The organism is Planotetraspora phitsanulokensis (genome assembly GCF_016863295.1).
GTDB classification, from domain to species: Bacteria; Actinomycetota; Actinomycetes; order Streptosporangiales; family Streptosporangiaceae; genus Planotetraspora; species Planotetraspora phitsanulokensis.
Genome location: NZ_BOOP01000015.1, coordinates 64,045 through 85,041, shown reverse-complemented (window position 1 = coordinate 85,041; position 20,997 = coordinate 64,045). Strand labels below are relative to the sequence as shown.

22 protein-coding genes are annotated in these 20,997 nt (G+C 68.8%); 21 read left to right on the top strand and 1 reads right to left on the bottom strand.

Translation table 11 applies throughout. The features are described from left to right. The first annotated feature begins 120 nt into the window (after positions 1–120). The 21 genes from thrB to Pph01_RS18005 all read left to right on the top strand — a co-directional run bounded on the left by thrB (position 121) and on the right by Pph01_RS18005 (position 20,008). Positions 121–1,080 carry a homoserine kinase gene (gene thrB / locus Pph01_RS18110; protein WP_204074282.1) on the top strand — a complete coding sequence of 320 codons (960 nt, stop codon included), beginning with the start codon at positions 121–123 and terminating at the stop codon, positions 1,078–1,080. Between the two features lie 413 nt (positions 1,081–1,493). Beyond that, on the top strand, positions 1,494–3,503 hold the full coding sequence (gene rho, locus Pph01_RS18105) for a transcription termination factor Rho (protein WP_204074281.1): 2,010 nt from the start codon (positions 1,494–1,496) through the stop codon (positions 3,501–3,503). A gap of 223 nt (positions 3,504–3,726) precedes the next feature. Next, positions 3,727–3,945, top strand: a complete 219-nt coding sequence (gene rpmE / locus Pph01_RS18100) for a 50S ribosomal protein L31 (RefSeq protein ID WP_204074280.1) — start codon at positions 3,727–3,729, stop codon at positions 3,943–3,945. A gap of 101 nt (positions 3,946–4,046) precedes the next feature. Further along, positions 4,047–5,096 (top strand): peptide chain release factor 1, encoded by a 1,050-nt coding sequence (prfA, locus tag Pph01_RS18095; RefSeq protein WP_204074279.1) that lies wholly within the window; start codon positions 4,047–4,049, stop codon positions 5,094–5,096. A 47-nt stretch (positions 5,097–5,143) separates the two neighbouring features. Further along, positions 5,144–5,998, top strand: coding sequence for a peptide chain release factor N(5)-glutamine methyltransferase (gene prmC, locus Pph01_RS18090; RefSeq protein ID WP_204074278.1), 855 nt, complete (start codon positions 5,144–5,146; stop codon positions 5,996–5,998). A gap of 67 nt (positions 5,999–6,065) precedes the next feature. Next, entirely contained in the window at positions 6,066–6,713 is a 648-nt protein-coding gene (locus Pph01_RS18085; protein WP_204074277.1) for an L-threonylcarbamoyladenylate synthase, read from the top strand. Between the two features lie 173 nt (positions 6,714–6,886). Next, positions 6,887–8,371 (top strand): hypothetical protein, encoded by a 1,485-nt coding sequence (locus Pph01_RS42800; protein WP_239116801.1) that lies wholly within the window; start codon positions 6,887–6,889, stop codon positions 8,369–8,371. Positions 8,372–8,408: 37 nt separating this feature from the next. Further along, a complete protein-coding gene (locus tag Pph01_RS18070; RefSeq protein WP_204074274.1) occupies positions 8,409–8,795 on the top strand; it encodes a hypothetical protein in 387 nt (128 codons plus the stop codon). Between the two features lie 106 nt (positions 8,796–8,901). Continuing rightward, positions 8,902–10,170 (top strand): serine hydroxymethyltransferase, encoded by a 1,269-nt coding sequence (gene glyA / locus Pph01_RS18065; RefSeq protein ID WP_204074273.1) that lies wholly within the window; start codon positions 8,902–8,904, stop codon positions 10,168–10,170. Positions 10,171–10,227: 57 nt separating this feature from the next. Beyond that, positions 10,228–11,613 carry an MraY family glycosyltransferase gene (locus tag Pph01_RS18060; RefSeq protein ID WP_204074272.1) on the top strand — a complete coding sequence of 462 codons (1,386 nt, stop codon included), beginning with the start codon at positions 10,228–10,230 and terminating at the stop codon, positions 11,611–11,613. Between the two features lie 116 nt (positions 11,614–11,729). Continuing rightward, positions 11,730–12,152 carry a Cg1360 family ATP-synthase-associated protein gene (locus Pph01_RS18055; protein ID WP_204074271.1) on the top strand — a complete coding sequence of 141 codons (423 nt, stop codon included), beginning with the start codon at positions 11,730–11,732 and terminating at the stop codon, positions 12,150–12,152. Positions 12,153–12,215: 63 nt separating this feature from the next. Next, positions 12,216–12,431 (top strand): AtpZ/AtpI family protein, encoded by a 216-nt coding sequence (locus Pph01_RS18050; RefSeq protein WP_204074270.1) that lies wholly within the window; start codon positions 12,216–12,218, stop codon positions 12,429–12,431. A gap of 135 nt (positions 12,432–12,566) precedes the next feature. Beyond that, positions 12,567–13,355: a F0F1 ATP synthase subunit A gene (gene atpB / locus Pph01_RS18045; RefSeq protein ID WP_204074269.1), complete on the top strand. Its 789-nt coding sequence runs from the start codon at positions 12,567–12,569 to the stop codon at positions 13,353–13,355. A 65-nt stretch (positions 13,356–13,420) separates the two neighbouring features. Then, positions 13,421–13,645, top strand: a complete 225-nt coding sequence (atpE, locus tag Pph01_RS18040) for an ATP synthase F0 subunit C (RefSeq protein WP_203954934.1) — start codon at positions 13,421–13,423, stop codon at positions 13,643–13,645. 28 nt (positions 13,646–13,673) lie between these two features. Next, positions 13,674–14,222 (top strand): F0F1 ATP synthase subunit B, encoded by a 549-nt coding sequence (locus Pph01_RS18035; protein WP_204074268.1) that lies wholly within the window; start codon positions 13,674–13,676, stop codon positions 14,220–14,222. A gap of 82 nt (positions 14,223–14,304) precedes the next feature. Further along, the gene (locus Pph01_RS18030; protein WP_204074267.1) at positions 14,305–15,114 is read left to right on the top strand and encodes a F0F1 ATP synthase subunit delta; all 810 of its coding nucleotides are present in this window, start codon (positions 14,305–14,307) and stop codon (positions 15,112–15,114) included. Positions 15,115–15,138: 24 nt separating this feature from the next. Then, positions 15,139–16,788 carry a F0F1 ATP synthase subunit alpha gene (gene atpA, locus Pph01_RS18025; RefSeq protein WP_204074266.1) on the top strand — a complete coding sequence of 550 codons (1,650 nt, stop codon included), beginning with the start codon at positions 15,139–15,141 and terminating at the stop codon, positions 16,786–16,788. A gap of 3 nt (positions 16,789–16,791) precedes the next feature. Then, positions 16,792–17,691: a F0F1 ATP synthase subunit gamma gene (locus tag Pph01_RS18020; protein ID WP_204074265.1), complete on the top strand. Its 900-nt coding sequence runs from the start codon at positions 16,792–16,794 to the stop codon at positions 17,689–17,691. A 1-nt stretch (position 17,692) separates the two neighbouring features. After that, complete coding sequence (atpD, locus tag Pph01_RS18015) at positions 17,693–19,120, top strand: F0F1 ATP synthase subunit beta (RefSeq protein ID WP_204074264.1); 1,428 nt, start codon at positions 17,693–17,695, stop codon at positions 19,118–19,120. Between the two features lie 68 nt (positions 19,121–19,188). Further along, positions 19,189–19,590 (top strand): F0F1 ATP synthase subunit epsilon, encoded by a 402-nt coding sequence (locus tag Pph01_RS18010; RefSeq protein ID WP_203885208.1) that lies wholly within the window; start codon positions 19,189–19,191, stop codon positions 19,588–19,590. Between the two features lie 19 nt (positions 19,591–19,609). Beyond that, the gene (locus Pph01_RS18005) at positions 19,610–20,008 is read left to right on the top strand and encodes a DUF2550 domain-containing protein (protein WP_204074263.1); all 399 of its coding nucleotides are present in this window, start codon (positions 19,610–19,612) and stop codon (positions 20,006–20,008) included. 355 nt (positions 20,009–20,363) lie between these two features. On the opposite strand, the gene Pph01_RS18000 is transcribed toward Pph01_RS18005, so the two are convergent. After that, positions 20,364–20,975, bottom strand: coding sequence for a cob(I)yrinic acid a,c-diamide adenosyltransferase (locus Pph01_RS18000; protein WP_204074262.1), 612 nt, complete (start codon positions 20,973–20,975; stop codon positions 20,364–20,366). Positions 20,976–20,997 lie beyond the last annotated feature (22 nt).

Here is a 20,997-nt window from a genome sequence, read left to right as displayed (position 1 = left end):
CGCGCGTAGATTCCGGTACGCCCTGCGCGAATCCGGCGTGATCGCACCCGGATTCGCGAAATGTCGGTCCGGCCAGCCAGGATACTGTTCGTGATCATGCTCAGCGGGCTCAGGTGATGAATGACAACTGACAACGACCGTCCCGGCGTCGTCGTGCGCGTCCCGGCGACCAGCGCCAATCTCGGTCCCGGCTTCGACAGCCTCGGTCTCGCGCTCGACCTGCACGACGAGGTCGAGGCGACGCTGCTCGCCGACGGCGGCGTGCGCGTCCACGTCGAGGGTGAGGGCGTGGGTGAGCTGGACCTGGGCGAAGGCCACCTGATCGTCAAGGCGATGCGGGCCACGTTCGACCGCATGGGCGCCGCCCAGCCGGCGGGCATCCGGCTGCGCTGCCTCAACCGCATCCCGCATGCCCGCGGCCTCGGGTCCTCCTCGGCCGCGATCTGCGCGGGCATCCTCGCGGCCCGCGCCCTCGCCGGTACGGCAGGCCCGCGAGGCGCGGAGGCGACGGGGCCCGGCGATCTGACGGACGCCGACGTCTTCGCGCTCGCCACAGAGCTCGAGGGGCATCCCGACAATGTGGCCCCCTGCCTGGCGGGCGGCCTGACGATCGCGTGGTCGGACCAGTCCGGACCTGCGCGTATGGTCAAGTTGACACCGCACGAAGACGTGCGGCCTGTCGTGCTGATCCCCGGCTTCCGCCTTTCCACGGAGGAGGCCCGGGGACTGCTTCCGAAGGACGTCCCGCACTCCGATGCGGCGGCGAACGCGGGGCGGGCGGCGCTGCTGATCGCGGCGTTGACGCAGACGCCGGAGCCCGGCCTGCTCATGGCCGCCACCGAGGATCGGCTGCACCAGGACTACCGGGCGCCCGCGATGCCGCGGACCGCCGATCTGGTGCACCGGCTTCGATCGGCGGGCGTGCCCGCCGTCGTCTCGGGAGCCGGTCCGACCGTCCTTGTGTTTTCGACACGGGATACGCAGGATTTGATCGCGCCAGAAGTGGGTACGGAGTGGCTAATCCAGCCAATGAACGTCGACACGGTTGGTGCGGGCGTTCTGTTTCCCGAGACACGCTGATGCCTCTTCGACCTTCAGGGAATAGCTGTGCGCGCTGGTGATGTTAGGCTGATAGCCGCACCAGGTGCCCCCGTGTTGGGTGCGTGCTTGTCATTCGCACATCGCTGCACTTCGCCTCGCGTCTTTCGACGCGGGCAGGGCGATTTCCCTGAAACCGTTTCCTCCAGTCGGCACACCTCCGGGTGGCCTGGCCAGAGGCGGGGTTCTCGGAGACATGCGAGTTCGTTCCACCAAGACACCTGGTCGGTGGCGACGATCCGGGGGCTGATCCCCGGGCACCTACCGCTCGCGAGTCCCGAGGGTCATGGACACATGAGATTCGCGAATTCCGACCCGGTCTGTCCCGCCGGGTCGCACCACCGGGACGCATGGACGCAAAAGTCTGGCGCCCGACCCCTGGGAAGGACCTTTAGTTGAGCGACACCACCGAACTCCTCTCCGACGGCCAGGCCGCCGGCGACACCCCCAATACCGCCCCGGCCCGACAGCGTCGTCGCTCCGGCACCGGCCTGGCCGGCATGGTGCTTCCCGAACTGCAGGCCATGGCCAGCGGTCTCGGCATCAGCGGGACGGGCAGGATGCGAAAGAGCCAGCTCATCGCGGCCATCCAGGAGAAGCAGGGCGGCTCGGGGGAGACCGCCGCCGAGCCCAAGGCGCCGGCGGAGACCGCCGTCGCCGCCGAGCGCCCCACTCGCGGTCGCCGGGAACGTACCCGCTCCACCGCGTCCGCCGCCGAGCCCGTCGCGGCTCCGGCCGGCGACCCCGTGGCCGCGGCGCCCGCCGTCGTGACGCGCGAGGAGCGGGTACAGGCGGAGCGCGTGGACAGCGCTCCGGCCGCCGTCGCTCCTGCCGAGACCCTGAACGCCGCATCCGCTTCCGCCGCCGACCCGCAGTCCGACGCCGCCCAGGGCGAGGTCCGCGAAGGTCGTGGCGAGCGGGGCGACCGCCGTGAGCGTCGCAACCGCGACCGCGGGGAGCGCGGTGACCGCAGGGGCGACCGTGACGGCCGCGCCGACCAGCGCGCCGCGGACGCCGGTGACGGCCAGGGCCGTGGCCGTGACCGCGACCAGCAGGGCCGGGGCGACCAGCCCGGCCGTGACCAGCAGGGCCGCGGAGAGCGGGGCGACCAGCAGAGCCGCGGGGAGCGCGGTGACCAGCAGGGCCGCGGCGGGGACCGGGGCGACCAGCAGGGTGACGACCCCCGTGGCCGCCGCGGGCGGTTCCGCGAGCGCAACCGCCGCGGGCGTGACCGTTTCGACGGCAACGAGCCTGTGATCAGCGAGGACGACGTCCTCATCCCGATCGCCGGAATCCTCGACATCCTCGACAACTACGCGTTCGTCCGGACGAGCGGCTACCTGCCGGGAACCAACGACGTCTACGTCTCGCTCGCCCAGATCCGCCGCAACGGCCTTCGCAAGGGCGACGTCATCACCGGCGCGGTCCGCCAGCCGCGCGACGGGGAGCGGCGCGAGAAGTTCAACGCGCTCGTCCGGCTCGACACGGTCAACGGGATGGATCCCGAGCAGGCCAGGCAGCGGCCCGACTTCAACAAGCTGACGCCGCTCTACCCGCAGGAGCGCCTGCGCCTGGAGACCGAGCCGAACGTCCTGACCACCAGGATCATCGATCTCGTCTCGCCGATCGGCAAGGGCCAGCGTGGTCTGATCGTCTCGCCGCCGAAGGCCGGCAAGACGATGGTGCTCCAGTCGATCGCCAACGCGATCACCCACAACAACCCCGAGTGCCACCTGATGGTCGTTCTCGTCGACGAGCGTCCTGAAGAGGTCACCGACATGCAGCGGTCGGTCAAGGGCGAGGTCATCCACTCGACCTTCGACCGCCCGGCCGAGGACCACACCACGGTCGCCGAGCTCGCCATCGAGCGGGCCAAGCGCCTGGTCGAGCTGGGTCACGACGTGGTCGTCCTGCTCGACTCGATCACTCGTCTGGGTCGCGCCTACAACCTCGCGGCGCCCGCGAGCGGCCGCATCCTGTCCGGTGGTGTCGACTCCACGGCGCTCTACCCGCCGAAGCGGTTCTTCGGCGCCGCCCGCAACATCGAGAACGGCGGCTCGCTGACGATCCTCGCCACGGCCCTCGTCGAGACCGGGTCCAAGATGGACGAGGTCATCTTCGAGGAGTTCAAGGGCACCGGCAACATGGAGCTCAAGCTCAACCGGTCCCTGGCCGACAAGCGCATCTTCCCTGCGGTGGACGTCGACGCGTCCGGCACCCGCAAGGAGGAGATCCTGATGGCCAAGGACGAGCTGTCGATCGTCTGGAAGCTGCGGCGCGTGCTGCACGCCCTGGACATGCAGCAGGCTCTGGAACTCCTTCTCGAGAAGATGAAGGAGACCAAGTCGAACGCCGAGTTCCTGCTCCAGGTCCAGAAGACCACGGTCAGCAACGACCGCGACTAGTTCTCACATGATCGACGCCCTGGGCGGCCTGCCGCCTGGGGCGTCGTCATGCGGAGCGTGCGGAGGAATAGCCGATGGCCTGGGAAGGTTGCAGGATCTGGCACACTGGAACCCGAACCGCAGCGGTACCGGTTCCCGCCGCGCGCACATGAGTGTGCCGATGCGCGCAAGCCGTCCACGGCAGAAGCGACCCGGCGACCGCACTGAGCGTTAGGAAACAGACATGAAGCCCGACATCCACCCCGAGTACGTGGTCACCCAGGTGACCTGCGCCTGCGGGAACTCCTTCACCACTCGCAGCACCGCGACGAGCGGCGTGATCCACGCCGACGTCTGCTCGGCCTGCCACCCGTTCTACACGGGCAAGCAGAAGATCCTGGACACCGGCGGCCGGGTGGCGCGCTTCGAGGCGCGTTTCGGGAAGAAGGCTCAGAGCAAGTAGCTCTTTCAGGACGCCGGTTCGGGCGCGCTCGGTCGATCAGGAGCGCGCCGGAGCCGGCGTCCTTGGCGATTACGGGCGATTTCTGAGTGAAGGAGTGTGCGGTGAACCTCGATGAGATCATCAGTGAGTACGCGGACCTGGAGCAGCGGCTCGCCGATCCCGCCGTGCACGCCGACCAGGCGAAGGCCAGGACGTACGGGAAGCGCTACGCGGTCCTGACCCCGATCGTCGGGACCTACCGCGAGCTGGAGAGCGTCCGGGAGGACCTGACCGCGGCCAGGGAGCTGGCGGCGGAGGATCCGGCCTTCGCGGAGGAGGCGGCCGAACTCGAGGGCCGCATCCCGGTTCTGGAGGAGAAGCTGACGCACCTCCTCGTCCCGCGCGACCCGAACGACGACAAGGACATCATCATGGAGATCAAGGCGGGAGAGGGCGGGCAGGAGTCCGCGCTGTTCGCCGGGGACCTCCTGCGGATGTACCTGAGGTACGCGGAACGCGCCGGCTACAAGACCGAGGTCATCGACGCCCAGCACTCCGATCTGGGCGGCTACAAGGACGTCACGGTCGCGATCAAGGGCAGGGAGGGCGTCTGGTCCCGGCTCAAGTTCGAGGGCGGCGTCCACCGGGTCCAGCGGGTGCCGGTGACCGAGTCGCAGGGCCGTATCCACACGTCGGCGGCCGGGGTTCTCGTCTACCCCGAGGCCGAGGACGTCGACGTCCAGATCGACCCGAACGACCTGCGGATCGACGTCTTCCGGTCCAGCGGCCCCGGCGGTCAGAGCGTCAACACCACCGACTCCGCCGTCCGGATCACGCACCTTCCGACCGGTGTGGTCGTCTCCTGCCAGAACGAGAAGAGCCAGCTCCAGAACAAGGAGTCGGCGCTGCGCATCCTGCGCGCCCGGCTGCTCGCCATCGCCCAGGAGGAGGCCGAGGCCGCCGCCATGGCGGAGCGCAAGTCCCAGGTGCGCACGGTCGACCGCTCCGAGCGCATCAGGACCTACAACTTCCCGGAGAACCGCATCTCCGATCATCGTGTCGGCTTCAAGGCGTACAACCTCGACCAAGTGCTGGACGGCGAGCTCGATGCGGTGATACAGGCTTTGCTGGACGCCGAACTGTCGGAGAAGCTCGCCGCTCATTCGTCGTAGAGGCGTCTCGTTCCAGACCCGCCCGTGAGCCCATGCCGTAAGAGACCATGACCTTCCTGTTCGACGAGATCGCCCACGCAACCGCCCGGCTCGCCGAGGCGGGCGTTCCGTCACCGCGCACTGACGCCGAGGAAATTGCGGCTTTTGTGCATGGTGTGTCGCGAGGAACGCTGCACACGGTGAAGGACGCCGACTTCGACGCGCTCTTCTGGGAGGGCATCGCCCGCAGGGAGGCCAGGGAGCCGCTCCAGCACATCACCGGCCGCGCCTACTTCCGATACCTGTCGCTCGAGGTCGGCCCGGGGGTCTTCGTGCCCAGGCCGGAGACCGAGGTCGTGGCGGGCTGGGCCATCGACCGCCTGCGGGAGATGGACGTCACCTCGCCGGTCGTCGTCGATCTCGGCACGGGGTCGGGGGCGATCGCGCTGTCGATCGCCCAGGAGGTCGCGCTCGCGCAGGTGCACGCCGTCGAGATCGACCCCGTGGCGTACGGCTGGGCTAAGAAGAACATCCTCGAACACGGCCAGGGCCGGACCTCGCTCCACCCGGAGGATCTCGCCGACTGCCTGCCGGAGCTCGACGGGCGGGTCGACCTGGTGATCTCCAACCCGCCGTACATCCCGCCGGGCGCGATCCCGCGCGATCCCGAGGTGCGCGACTACGACCCGTCCCGCGCGCTTTACGGCTCGGGAGACGACGGCCTCGACGAGGTCAGGGCCGTGGAGCGGACGGCCAGGCGGCTGCTGCGGCCGGGGGGATTCGTGGCGGTCGAGCACGCGGACGAGCAGGGCAACTCGGTGTACTGGCTGTTCCCCGAGGACAAGGGCTGGCGCGATGTCCGGCTCCGCCAGGACCTGACCGGCCGCGATCGCTACGTCACCGCCCGCCTGAACCAGGACTGACCTCGGTCCTTCCCCGTATGTGATCGCCGGGGAGGGAGTGGGGCGGGGCACGTGGCAGGATAGGCATGTGAGTCGACGGTATGACTGTGCCAATCAGGGTGAACGGGTCTCGGGGCTTATCGACGCCGCCTCGGTCGTACGGCGGGGCGAGCTGGTGGTCCTCCCCACCGACACCGTCTACGGCATCGGCGCCGACGCCTTCACCCATTCCGCGGTGAACGCCCTCCTCGAGGCCAAGGGGCGCGGCAGGGACATGCCCGTCCCCGTGCTCGTCGGCACCGTCCGGGCCGCGAACGCCCTGGTCGAGAGCCTCGGCACCTATGGCCAGGACCTCGCCGACGCCTTCTGGCCCGGCCCCTTGACGCTCATCCTGCGGGCCAACCGGTCGTTGTCGTGGGATCTCGGCGACACGAGGGGGACGGTCGCCGTCCGCATGCCGCTGCACCCCGTGGCCCTCGACCTCCTCAAGGAGACGGGCCCGATGGCGGTCTCCAGCGCGAACCGGTCGGGCGCCACGCCGGCGACCACCGCCGCTGAGGCCGAGGAGCAGTTGGGGGACTCGGTCTCCGTCTACCTCGACGGCGGGCCGTGCGCCGACAACGTGCCGTCGACGATCCTCGACCTCACCACCGCGGTGCCCCGGATCCTCCGCAAGGGGGCCATCCCCGCCGACAAGCTCCGCGGAATCGTCGGCTATCTCGCCACAGAGGACTGAGTACGGGGGACTGAGCGGGGGTTCTGGGCTCCCGCTGGCACGGCCATGCGCCCCGGGGAGCTGCTCCGATGGCGAATCATGCCGTCTGGCTATCGACCATGGGGTTACGGGTCCTTCCGGGCTACCGTGAGGTGCGCCGATATCTCTGCCGATATCTCTGCGGAGGCATGCCCATGGCCAAGCTCGATGGGATGGATCCGAAGCTCGTCCGCGAGATGCTGGCAGGTCTCCAGCGGGCCGCGAAGCGGCTGGACACGCTCGACGCGCGGATCGCGCAGCTGACCCGCGGCGCCGGTGTCGCCGTTCAGGCCACGCATCACCCGTCGGAGGTGGCCGACGCGTGCAGGGGGATGGTCAAGGACGTCACCGACCGTCTGACCCTCCTCGAGAAGCAGGAGAAGCAGCGGCGGCAGGGCGGCCACGAGTCCCTGATGACGATCGTCTCGACGCCCGCGCCGAGGCGAGTCGTCACCGGCGACGGCCCGCGTGAGACGGAGCGTGAGAAGGACAAGGCCGCAGGCCCCGGGCGAGAGCATGTCACGCCTTCTCCGGAAAAGCGTGAGCCTGTCAGGCCGAAGCGCGAGCACGATCCCACGAAATTGGGCGTCAAGCCGGGTGACGGCGTCCGCGGCGGAGCGCAGCCGGGGGATTCCACACCGGGGGACGCGAAACCGGGCGACTCCAAGCCGGGAGACGCGAAACCGGGGGATTCCAAGCCCGGCGACGCGAAGCCCGGTGATGCCAAGCCCGGTGACGCCAAGCCCGGTGACGCCAAGCCGGGTGACGCCAAGGCGGGTGGCTGCCCGCCCGGAGACTCCCGATCCGGCGACCGCGACGGCCCTCAGAGCGGCTGGAGCGGCACACCGCATGGACGTGTCTCAGATCCCGGGAAACACCGCCGTAGGCCCTATACAGGGCCGGGCAGGTCCCCGCACGGCGACGCGACCCACGATCCCCGCTCCCACAGGCCCGTCTCGCCGGATCGGGCGGGAACGCCGGGAGGTCCCGGCGCGGCCTGCCCCACCGGTCCACGGTCCGGGACCGTCCCGGCGGACGCGGCGGCGGCGCGCGACCCGGGTCCGGCCACCGCGTTCGGCCCCGCGTTCGACCCCTCAGCCGCCGCACGGCCTTCCGCCGCCGCGCGTGAGCCGTACCTGGTGCTGGGCGCGCCGGTGCCCGACGGACCGCTCAACGGTCCGGGCGACCTCGGCGGGCGGCCCCCCGTGGGAGTCGATCCCCGGGCGCCGGCCGCCGCCGGGATCTGGCAGGACATCCCGCTGCCGTCCGCGGTCCAGCCGGTCGACGTGGTCTCCTATCCCACCGGCCGGTCGGGCGACGACACGTTGTGGGTCGTGGTCGACCGCCGCCGTGAGACCGGGCCGATCCAGATTCCTGATGTGACCCTTCCGGCAGGGACGCTTCCTGAGGGTGGCCGATGGGCGCCCGGGACGGCCGGGCCCTACGGCGACCGGCTCTACCCGGAGGGACACGGCGAGGCTCGCGCGGAGCAGTCCGGCGATCCGCTCCAGCCGTCCGGGAAGCACTCCCGGGCGGAGCCGTACGGACAGGACGGGCCGGGAGGCTCCTACGGAGGCGGCCGTCACCGCTCGCCGGGACCGGCGGACGTGCAGGGACGCCCCTGGGAAGGCCGGCCGTGAAGGCGTCCGGGGGACAGAGCACACGGGAGGCGCGATCGTGACGTATGTCGACCCGCCCGCACCGGTTCCGCTGCAGCCCGGAGAGCTGCCGCCGGCCCCGTCAGGGACTGACCTGCTCAGCCCCGGCGGCCAGCCGACCGCGTGGGTGTTCAACCCGGAATACCAGCGGCTCGTGGACCTGTGGCTGCAGGTGGTCCCGCTGATGGACCGGCTGACCGGCGCGCTGGACAGGCCGTACGAGCAGGCCAGGAGCAGGGACGTCTGGGACGCGCCCGTCGCGGAGCGTTACGTCCGCGACCTGGCCGAATGGCGGGGCCGCCTGGGCATGTACCGCCAGGCGGTGCTCACCGCGATCAGCGACGAGGCCGCCGACACCCCCCGCTGGGTTCCTGGCGGAGTGGGGGTTCCACACGCATTCTCCTGATCTCCCTTGCCTACAGCTTGGGTAAAGGACCGCTCGTCGAGAGCCCGGCCGCGACGCGGGGTCTACATTGAGAGGAGTGTCGTCCCCGGTATGCGGGCGGATTTCAATGGACAAGTCGGAGCCGTTCTACGGGCCAGATTTCTCCCAGCTGGCGCGGGAGGATCCAGAGGTCGCCCAGGTCCTGCTGGATGAGGTGGCCAGACTGCGCGGAGGCCTCCAGTTGATCGCGAGCGAGAACCTCACCTCAGGCGCGGTGATGGCGGCGCTCGGGTCGACCCTCACCGACAAGTACGCCGAGGGCTATCCGGGGCGCAGGTACTACGGCGGGTGCGAGGTGGTCGACCGGGCCGAGACCCTGGCCATCGATCGTGCGAAGGCGCTGTTCAAGGCCGACCACGCCAACGTCCAGCCGCACAGCGGTGCCTCGGCGAACCTCGCGGCGTACGCGGCGCTGCTCCAGCCGGGGGACACGGTCCTGGCGATGGCCCTCCAGCACGGCGGTCACCTCACGCACGGCTCCCACGTCAACTTCTCCGGCCGGTGGTTCGACGTCGTCTCCTACGGCGTCCGCCGCGACACGGAGCTCATCGACTACGACGAGGTGCGCGAACTTGCGATCCGGCACAACCCCAAGATGATCATCTGTGGCGCCACGTCGTATCCGCGGCTGATCGACCATTCGGTGTTCCGCGGGATCGCCGACGAGATCGGCGCGTGGTTGTTCGTCGACGCCGCGCACACGATCGGCCTGATGGCGGGGGAGGCGATCCCGTCCGCCGTGCCGTACGCGGACGTCGTGTCCTTCACCACGCACAAGACGTTGCGCGGGCCGCGCGGAGGCGGGCTGCTGTGCACGGAGGAACTGGCGGAGCGGATCGACCGTGCGGTGTTCCCGTTCACGCAGGGCGGGCCGCTCATGCATGTGATCGCGGCCAAGGCGGTGGCCTTCGGCGAGGCGCTGCGGCCGGAGTTCAAGCGTTACGCGGCCAGGACCGTCGAGAACGCGGCCGCACTGACCGAGGGTCTGGCGGCCGAGGGGATGCGGCCGGTGTCCGGCGGCACGGACACCCATCTCACCCTCATCGACCTGCGTGACCTGGGGGTGAGCGGCGCCGAGGCCGAGCGCCGCTGCGCGCAAGCCGGGATCACGCTCAACCGCAACGTGATCCCCTACGATCCCGAACCGCCCACCGTGACCTCCGGCATCAGGGCCGGCACTCCCTGCGTGACCACCCAGGGGATGGGCGTGGGTGAAATGAAAGAGATCGCGTCTCTCGTCGCCCGCGCCGTCCTCGACCCCGGTGCGGTAACGTCGGTGCTCCAACGGGTAAAGGTGCTGACCGCCACGCATCCGACATATCCCCGCGTGGAATGAGGCGGTCTGTGCTGATTTCTCGTCACATACGGTTCGCCCTTACAGGAAACTAGGTCCGTGCGCGAATATCTCCTCTTGGCGCTCGTGGCGGCAGCGGTCACCTTCCTGCTCGTGCCCCCGGTCAGAGTCTTCGCCGTGCGCATCGGCGCGGCCCCTGAAGTGCGGGAACGAGACGTGCACAAGGTGCCGACCCCTCGGCTGGGCGGTCTGGCGATGTTCGGCGGGCTGGGCGCGGGGCTGCTGATGGCCAACCATCTGCCTTACGTCGGAGACGCCTTCGCCCACGGCCTGAACGGGCAGACGACCATCGCCCTGCTCGCGGCCGGCGGCCTGATCGTCGTCACCGGGTTCCTGGACGACTGGCTGGGCATGGACTCGCTGGTCAAGCTCGGCGGTCAGATCGGGGCGGGCGGCCTGCTCGTCTACTTCGGCATGTACCTCCCGTGGCTTCCGCTTCCCCAGTTCCTCGGGGGATCCACCGGCCTGGACACCACGCTGCGCACGGTCATCACGATCATGATCGTGGTCATCGTCATCAACGCGGTGAACTTCGTCGACGGCCTCGACGGCCTGGCCGCCGGCATCGTGGGCATCGCCGCCATGGCCACCTTCGCCTACTCCATCGCGCTCTCCCAGATGAGCGGCGGCTCCCGGATCAACATGACGGCCGCGATCGCCGCCATCCTGATCGGGATGTGCCTGGGCTTCCTGCCGCACAACTTCAACCCGGCCAAGATCTTCATGGGTGACACCGGGTCGATGCTGATCGGCCTGCTCCTGGCGACGTCGCTGATCACCATCACCTCCTCGGTCGAGCCGAGCGCGGTCGGGATCAACAAGTTCCCCGTCATGCTGCCGCTGATCCTGCCGATCGCGGTGATGGTGCTGCCCCTGACGGACCTGATCCTGGCGGTCGTCCGCCGGACGTCCGCCGGACGGTCGCCCTTCGCGCCCGACCGCGGCCACCTGCACCACCGCCTGCTCGACATCGGGCACTCGCAGCGTCGCAGCGTCCTGATCATGTACGCGTGGACGTTCCTGTTCGCCTTCACCATCGTCGGCCTGTCGATCGGCGGCGTCCCGCTCATCGTGTTCCCGCTCACGATCCTGCTCGCGGTCGGCGTGCTCGTGCTGATGGGGCTGCCCCGGTGGCGGCGCCAGCGTGAGGAGCTGCGCCAGCGCAAGGCCGCCACGCAGATCGTGGTCCCCGTCTTTCCGGAAGCGGCCGAGCCCGCGGCGCCGGTCCGGGCCCACCCCTATCCGCAGTCCGCCGGTCAGATCCCCAGCCAGTCCCGGATCTCGCCTCCGGCCGATGTCCTGGTCGCGGGCCGGCCTCAGATTCCGAACCAGCCCCCGGGTTCCGGGCGGACTCCGGCTCAGCACCAGTCACCTCCTCAGCCGCCCGCCCGACCTGCGAACGTGACGACCGGCACAGTCTCCTGAAAGGGCTGGTAAAGGCGGCACCGCGGAGCTTGTGATAGCTTTCACTAACAGGGACGCACCTTATCGCGTCCTTATAGGTAGCAATCGCTCGTTTGACAACCGATTCTGGAGTTCCGATGCAGGCCAACGACGTGCGCGTGCTCAAGGGCGCCGCCGTGCCGACCCTCGCGGTGGGTCTCGTCGCCGTTGTTCTCGCGGCGATCCTGACCGGAGTCAAGGGTGCACTGGGCGCCGGAATCGGGCTTGTTCTGGTCGCTGTCTTCTTCACGCTCGGGCTGATCGTCGTCTCATGGGCCGGCCGGGTCTCGCCCATGGCCATGATGGCCGCGGCGGTCGTGGGATACGTCGTGAAGGTGCTCGCGATCATGGCGATGCTGACCGCCTTCGAGGGGACGACCGCGTTCAACTCCCGAGTGTTCGCTCTCAGCGTCATCGCGTGCACCCTGACGTGGACGATCGGTGAGATGCGCGGATTCATGAAGCTGAAGTTGCTGTACGTCGAGCCCGGAGCCGAGGTTCCCGGCCGGAGCCCGCGATGATCATGCTCGCGGGTCAGCCCGATATGACTAGTCCCCACGCCTCCTGCTATCGTCGTGCGCGCGATGAGCGAACAGGAGCGCAGGCCCGAGAGCGACGGCCGCGACTTCGCCGACGCCGCCTGGTCGGTCCCCAGCTATCTGCTGTCAGGGATCCTGGTTTGGGGCGGCCTCGGCTGGTTGCTGAGCCATTGGACCGGTGTGCACGCGTTCATCCCCATAGGCGTCATTCTCGGCGCGGTACTCGCGGTCTACCTCGTGTACCTGAAGTACGGCCGCTGAAAGCTGCCGGCTTCCCACGCTCTTCTGTTGATCAATCACGTTGAAGGGAACGCCCGTGCGCGAGCGTAGCGAGCGGACGAACAACCATGGCATGTCTCGGATGTCACAGTCCGAGCAGGTAACCGAGGTGGTCACGTGACCGCCACGACTCTCCTTGCCGACGACTTCAAGGCGCCGGGGCCGTCGATCTTCGACTTCCCCCCGCTCTACGACGGGGCGCCCGCCTGGCTGACCAAGCCGGTGATCTTCGCTGTCGTCGGCGCCCTCCTGGTGTGCGCCTTCGCCTGGAGCGCGTTCGCCAAGCCGCAGCTCGTGCCGCGGGGAATGCAGAACATCGGCGAGAAGGGTTACGAGTTCGTCCGTGACCAGGTGGCCCGGCCGTTCCTCGGCAAGGACGCCGAGCGCTGGATGCCGTTGCTCCTCAGCCTGTTCTTTCTCATTCTGCTGTGGAACCTCTTCGGTGTCGTCCCGCTGATCCAGATCCCGATCGCGTCGCACATCGCCTTCCCCGCGGTGTTCGCGGCCACGATCTACGTCATCAAGATCTATCTCGGCATCAAGCACCAGGGCCTCGGCGGCTACTTCAAGAACATGATGTTCCCGCCGGGACTGCCGAAGCCGATCTACGTCCTGCTGGCGCCGATCGAGTTCCTGTCGAACCTGATCATCGCGCCGTTCACGCACGCCGTCCGACTCTTCGCGAACATGTTCGCCGGCCACCTCATCCTGGCCTTCTTCAGCGCTGTCGGATTCTGGTTCCTCTTCGAGAAGCTCACCCCCCTCGGCGCCGGGCTCGGCGTCCTGGGCGTGGTCATGACCATCGCCATGACCGGCTTCGAGATGTTCATCCAGTTCCTGCAGGCGTTCCTGTTCACGTTGCTCGCCGCGATGTACATCGGCGGCTCCCTGCACTCGGATCACTGAGAACCAACTCTGACGTAGTCCAGACCGGTGAAGGACTCACCGGCCGACCAGTAAAGGAAACAGCAATGAGCGTTCTCGCTGAGGTCTCCGGCAACATCGGCGCCATCGGTTACGGTCTTGCCGCCATCGGCCCCGGCATCGGCGTGGGCATCATCTTCGGACAGGGCGTGCAGGCCATCGCGCGCCAGCCCGAGGCGTACGGCCTGATCCGGCAGAACATGCTGCTGGGCTTCGTTCTGACCGAGGCGCTGGCCCTCATCGGCCTTGTCGCGCCCTTCATCTACACCTGATGAATCCCTCTGACGGAAGGCTGCACTCATGAGCATCGCAGCTACTACGCTCCTGGCGGCTGAAGGGAACAACCCTCTGCTCCCGCACGCCGCCGAGCTGGTCGTCGGCAGCTTCGCCTTCCTCGTCGTCTTCATCGTCGTCGGCAAGATCCTCACCCCGCGCATCCAGAAGACCCTGGCTGAGCGGACCGAGGTGATCGAGGGCGGCATCAAGAAGGCCGAGGACCTTCAGGCCGAAGCTCAGCAGACCCTGGAGCAGTACCGGACCCAGCTGGCGGAGGCCCGCCAGGAGGCGTCCCGGTTGCGGGAAGAGGCGCGCGAGCAGGGCGCCCAGATCAAGGCCGAGCTCCGCGAGGAGGCCCAGGCCGAGGCGCGTCGCCTCGTCGAGGCCGCCCACGCGCAGATCGAGGCCGACCGCCAGCAGGCGGTCGCCCAGCTGCGCGCCGAGATCGGCCGCCTGTCGGTCGAGCTCGCCGGACGCATCGTCGGTGAGTCGCTGGAGGACGAAGCCCGTCAGCGTCGCACCATCGACCGGTTCCTCGAGGAGCTCGAGGCCCGTCCGGAAGCGGTCCGCTGATGCCGGGCCGAGCCGGTTCGGTGTGCTTCGCCTCGTCGGAGCGCGTCTCCGGCATGGCCGGACGAGAAGCGGTGAGTGACAGATGAGGGGTCTGAGCAGGATCGCGCTGGCGGAGGTCGAGGAGCGGTTCAACGCCGTCGCGGCGTCCGCCGACCTCGGCGCGCTGGCCGATGAGCTGTTCGCCATCGCCGATCTGCTCGATCGGGAGCACGGGCTTCGGCGGAACCTCTCCGACCCCTCGCGTCCCGCCGAGCAGAAGGAGCAGGCCGTCCGTGGCCTGCTCCAGGGCAAGGTCGTCGAGGCCGCCCTCGAGGTCGCCGTCGCCGCGGTCCGCGCCAAGTGGTCGAGGTCCGGCGACGTGGCGGACGCCGTCGAGCGTGTCGGCGTCACGGCCGCCGCGGCCGAGGCCGAGTCGGCGGGCAAGCTCGACGACGTCGAGGACGAGTTGTTCCGCTTCGGGCGGATCCTGTCGGCCAACCCCGAGCTGCGGCGTGCGCTGGTCGACGCCGCGATCCCGGGGGAGCGCAAGCAGGAGCTGCTGGCCGGCCTCATCAGCGGCAAGGTCGCGTCCTCCACTCTCCGTCTGGTGACGCAGCTGGTCGTGCACCCGCGGGGACGTAGCCTGGAGACGGGCTTGGAGGAGTTCGGCTGGATCGTCGCCAGGACGCGCGAGCGCCTGGTCGGTGTCGTCCGCAGTGCCATTCCGCTTACTGAGGCGCAAAAGCAGCGGCTCGCCGCCTCGTTGCGAGCCACGTACGGGCGCGACGTCCACCTGAACGTCGAGGTGGACCCGGAGGTGCTCGGAGGGTTCTCCGTCAAGATCGGAGACGACCTCATCGACACCACCATCGCTGGACGTATCGAAGAAGTCCGCCGCCGGTTGGCCGGCTGAGGCGAATAGGGAGACGAAAGAGAGATGGCGGAGCTTACGATCCGGCCGGACGAGATCCGGGACGCGCTTGAGCGCTTCGTCCAGGCGTACGAGCCGGAAGGTGCCGCGCGCGAGGAGATCGGGACCGTCGCCGACGCAGGCGACGGCATCGCCCATGTCTCCGGCCTGCCCTCGGCGATGGCCAACGAGCTGGTCGAGTTCGAGGACGGCACGCGTGGCCTGGCGTTGAACCTGGACGTCCGGGAGATCGGTGTGGTCGTCCTGGGTGACTTCAGCAAGATCGAGGAGGGGCAGCAGGTTCGCCGCACCGGCGAGATCCTGTCGGTCCCCGTCGGTGACAACTTCCTGGGTCGCGTCGTCGACCCCCTGGGCAACCCGCTGGACGGCAAGGGCGCCATCGAGGCCGAGGGCCGTCGTGCCCTCGAGCTGCAGGCCCCCTCCGTGGTCCAGCGCCAGCCCGTGAAGCAGCCGCTGCAGACCGGCCTCAAGGCGATCGACGCCATGACGCCGATCGGCCGCGGCCAGCGCCAGCTGATCATCGGTGACCGCGGTACCGGTAAGACCGCGATCGCCGTCGACACGATCCTGAACCAGAAGGAGAACTGGCTCTCCGGCGACCCGGACAAGCAGGTCCGCTGCATCTACGTCGCGGTCGGCCAGAAGGGTTCGACGATCGCGCAGGTCAAGGGCCGCCTCGAGGAGCAGGGGGCGATGGAGTACACCACCATCGTCGCCGCCCCGGCGTCCGACCCGGCGGGCTTCAAGTACGTCGCCCCCTACACCGGTTCCGCCATCGGGCAGCACTGGATGTACCAGGGCAAGCACGTTCTCATCATCTTCGACGACCTCACGAAGCAGGCGGACGCCTACCGTTCGGTCTCCCTGCTGCTGCGCCGCCCGCCGGGCCGTGAGGCGTTCCCCGGCGACGTCTTCTACTTGCACTCGCGTCTGCTGGAGCGCTGCGCCAAGCTCTCCGACGACATGGGCGGCGGGTCCATGACCGGTCTGCCGATCGTCGAGACGAAGGGCAACGACGTCTCCGCGTTCATTCCGACCAACGTGATCTCGATCACCGACGGTCAGTGCTTCCTGGAGACCGACCTGTTCAACGCGGGCGTCCGCCCCGCCATCAACGTCGGTGTCTCGGTGTCCCGAGTCGGCGGCTCGGCGCAGATCAAGGCGATGCGCAAGGTCGCCGGCACGCTGCGTCTGTCGCTGTCGCAGTACCGCGACCTCGAGGCCTTCGCGGCCTTCGCCTCCGACCTGGACGCGGCCTCCCGCGCGCAGCTGGAGCGAGGCAGCCGGCTGGTCGAGCTGCTCAAGCAGGCGCAGTACAGCCCGTTCCCGGTCGAGCGGCAGGTCGTCTCGGTGTGGTCCGGCACGACCGGCGAGCTCGACGACGTGCCGATCGAGGACATCCGGCGCTTCGAGGGCGAGTTCCTCGACTACCTGTCCAGCCAGTACAAGGGTGTGCTCGACGGCATCCGCGAGACCAAGGACCTGTCCGACGACACGGTCACGACGCTCAAGGACGCGATCGGCGAGTTCAAGAAGGGCTTCACGACCTCGAGCGGCGAGCTCTTGGTCAAGGACGTCCCGGTTGAGGCGCTCGCGGCGGACGAGGTGCGTCAGGAGACGATCGTCAAGCACGTCCGCAAGACCGAGAAGAAGTAGCGTATGGGTGCCCAGCTGAGACTGCTGCGGCGGCGGATCAAGTCGGTCAAGTCCACGGCGAAGATCACCCGCGCGCAGGAGCTGATCGCGTCGTCGCGCATCGTCAAGGCGCAGCAGCGGATGCACGCGGCCGTGCCGTACGAGCGTGAGATCACGCATGCGGTGTCGGCGGTCCTGTCGAACACCTCCAGCGTGGACCACCCGCTGACCGTCGCGAAGGAGCAGCCGACCACGGCCGGCGTGCTCATCGTGACGAGCGACCGGGGGTTCTGCGGCGGCTTCAACGCCAACGTGCTGCGTGAGGCGGAGGCGCTGAAGGCGCACCTGTCCGAGCGCGGTCTCGAGGTAAAGCCCTACGTGGTGGGCCGCAAGGGCATCACGTGGCACCGGTTCCGCAGCCGCGAGATGTCCGGCGAGTGGGACGGGTTCTCCGACAACCCGTCGTACGGCCACGCCAAGGAGATCGCCGACGCGCTCATCTCCTCCTTCAAGGAGGCCGACGGCATCGACGAGATCCACGTCGTCTACACCGAGTTCGTCTCGATGTTGACGCAGGAGGTCGTCGTCAAGCGGATCCTGCCGCTGGAGGTCGAGGAGACCGAGGCGACGCCGGAGACCGTGATGCCGTACTACGAGTTCGAGCCCACGGCTGGTGACGTGCTCGACTCCCTTCTGCCGCGCTACATCGAATCGCGGATCTTCAACGCGCTGCTCCAGTCGGCTGCCTCCGAGCACGCCGCCCGGCGCCGGGCGATGAAGTCCGCGACCGACAACGCCAACGAGCTCATCTCCGTGTTCACCCGCCAGATGAACCAGGCTCGCCAGGCCGAGATCACCCAGGAAATCAGCGAGATCGTCGGTGGCGCGAACGCGCTCGCTGACGCCGCAGCGGGGAAAGAGTGATATGACCGCACAGACTGTTGAGACCAGCGTGGGCCGTGTCGCCCGCGTCACCGGTCCTGTCGTCGACGTGGAGTTCTCCGTCGAAGACATGCCGGACATCTACAACGCCCTCACCGTTGACGTCACGCTCGGCGAGGAGACCAAGACCCTGACCCTCGAGGTCGCCCAGCACCTGGGCGACAACATGGTCCGGGCCATCTCGATGCAGCCGACCGACGGCGTCGTGCGCGGCGCGGCCGTCACCGACACCGGGGCGCCGATCTCGGTGCCGGTGGGCGACATCGTCAAGGGCCACGTGTGGAACGCCCTGGGCGAGCCGCTCGACGTGCCCAAGGCCTCGCTCGAGGTCAACGAGAAGTGGGGCATCCACCGCCCGTCGCCGCCGTTCGACCAGCTCGAGGCGCGTACGGAGATGCTGCCCACGGGCATCAAGGTCATCGACCTGCTCACGCCGTACGTCAAGGGCGGCAAGATCGGCCTGTTCGGCGGCGCGGGCGTCGGCAAGACCGTTCTCATCCAGGAGATGATCCGCCGCGTCGCGCTGAAGTTCTCGGGCACCTCGGTGTTCGCGGGCGTCGGCGAGCGGACCCGTGAGGGCAACGACCTCTGGCTGGAGATGGAGGAGGCGAACGTCCTCAAGGACACCGCGCTCGTCTTCGGCCAGATGGACGAGCCTCCGGGCACGCGTCTGCGCGTCGCCCTGTCCGCGCTGACGATGGCGGAGTACTTCCGCGACGTGCAGAAGCAGGACGTGCTTCTGTTCATCGACAACATCTTCCGGTTCACCCAGGCGGGCTCGGAGGTCTCCACCCTCCTCGGCCGCATGCCGTCCGCGGTGGGTTACCAGCCCACCCTGGCCGACGAGATGGGTGTGCTCCAGGAGCGCATCACCTCGACGCGTGGACACTCGATCACCTCCATGCAGGCGATCTACGTGCCCGCCGACGACATCACCGACCCGGCGCCGCACAACGCGTTCGCGCACCTCGACGCGCAGACCGTGCTCTCGCGGCCCATCTCGGAGAAGGGCATCTACCCCGCGGTGGACCCGCTCGACTCCTCCTCCCGCATCCTCGACCCCGTTGTCATCGGGGACGAGCACTACGCGGTGGCTCAGGAGACCAAGCGGATCCTGCAGAAGTACAAGGAACTGCAGGACATCATCGCGATCCTCGGTATCGACGAGCTCTCCGAAGAGGACAAGGTCACCGTCCAGCGGGCCCGCCGGATCGAGCGATTCCTGTCGCACCCGATGTACGCCGCCGAGGCGTTCACCGGGCAGCCCGGCGAGTTCGTGCCGCTGGACGAGACCATCGCCTCCTTCAAGGGCCTGTGCGCGGGTGAGTACGACCACCTGCCCGAGCAGGCGTTCTTCATGGTCGGCGGCATCGAGCAGGCCATCGCCAAGGCGAAGGAACTCCAGCGCTAGTCGCCCGGGACGCCGGTACGGCAAGCCGTACCGGCGTCTCCAGTCTCCTTGGAAGGAGGAGCTGAGAAGTGGCAAAGCTTCGCGTAGGCGTTGTATCGCCGGAACGTGAGATCTGGTCGGGCGAAGCCGACATGGTGATTGCCAAGACCGTCGACGGCGAGATCGGTATTATGCCGGGACACGCTCCGGTTCTCGGCGTCCTCGTCGAGGGCGGGGTGCTCCGCGTCAAGCGTGACAGCGAGTCCGACCTCGTCGCGGCCGTGCACGGTGGCTTCCTCTCCGTCGCGGACAACGACGTGTCGGTCCTGGCGGAGGCCGCCGAGCTGGGCTCGGAGGTCGATGTCGCGGCCGCGAAGGACGCGCTGCAGCGCGCCCAGGCCTCGATCGAGGCCGATCAGGAGGACGCGGACGCACGGCTGGAAGCCAAGCGTGCCGCCGCCCGGCTGCGTGCGGCCGGCGAAGAGGTCTGATCTTGTAAGGGGGGCGGCTATGGCGGCGCTGACGATACTTCTCGGCGTCTGTGCCGTGGCCGCACTCCTGCTGTTTCGCGGCATTGCCCTGGCTCGGAGCCGGGGCTCTGTCGTCTGTCGGGTACGCCGAGGGGACAGGGCCTGGCAAAGCGGGGTAGCCCGCTACGTCGGAGGAGAGCTCCACTGGATCCCCTTCATCGGACTGCGACTGAGGCCGCGCCACGCGATTGCGAGGCGCGGCCTCACTGTTTCCAGCCGTAGGCGGCTGGCGTCGGGCGAAGGCCCCGCGGGGTACTGGGCGGTCGTGTGCTCGGCGGAACGGGGACCGCTCTCGCTCGCCATGAGTGAGGACGCGCTGACCGGCTTCCTGGCCTGGCTGGAGTCGGCCCCGCCCAGCGCCCACCTCGACGCTGTGTAAATGGCACTCGCTTCGCTCGCGCGTGCTCTGTGTTTTCTTGCCTCGCCTCCGGCGAGGCGGGCTCGGGGCGCCCTTTTGGCCGGGTCTTCCCTCGTCACGTCCTCGCTCGTTCCTCGCTGCGGGCGTTCCTCAGTCCAGATCCCGGCCGCGCCCCTCGCGTTCCACGTCGCTCACCCCAAGGCCGGCGTATCCATGGCCGTTCCCGGCCCTCACGGTCATGTGAGGGGCGCGGCGGTGCCTGGACTGAGGAGTGAGCGGGGAGCGAGGAACGAGCGACTCCGAACGACGAGGGAAGGCTCCGCCAAAAGGGGCGCCCCGAACTTGCCTCGCCGAAGGCGAGGCCAGCAAACACAGCTCAGCGGGTGCCGCCGGGCTTCCAGAGGATCTCCTCGCCGTCGGCCACGATCCGGCAGAGGATGAACAGCAGGTCGGAGAGCCGGTTCAGGTACTTCGCCGTCAGCGGGTTGACGTCGTCGTGCGCCTCGAGCGCCGCCCAGGTCGTCCGCTCCGCACGCCGTACGACCGTACGGGCGACGTGGAGGAACGCGGTGGCGGGGGCGCCGCCCGGCAGGATGAAACTGCGCAGCGGCTTCAGCGACGCGTTGAACCGGTCGCACTGCTCCTCGAGCCAGACGATGTAGGACTCCTCCACGCGCAGCGGGGGGAACTCCGGGTTCTCTGTCACCGGGGTGCAGAGGTCCGCCCCCACGTCGAAGAGCTCGTTCTGCACCCGGGTCAGCACCGCGACGACGTCGTCCGGTAGACCGCGGACGCCGGTGGAGACGGCTCCGATGGAGATGGCGACGCCGAGGGCGGCGTTGGCCTCCTCCACGTCGGCGTAGGCCGCGAGGCGGGGGTCGGTCTTGTGGGTCCGGCTCATGTCGCCGAGAGTGGTCGTCCCGTCGTCACCCGTTCGGGTGTAGATCTTCGACAGCACGACCGGCTTGTCGTCATCGGCTCGCGTCATGTCGTTCAGCGTAACCAGATCC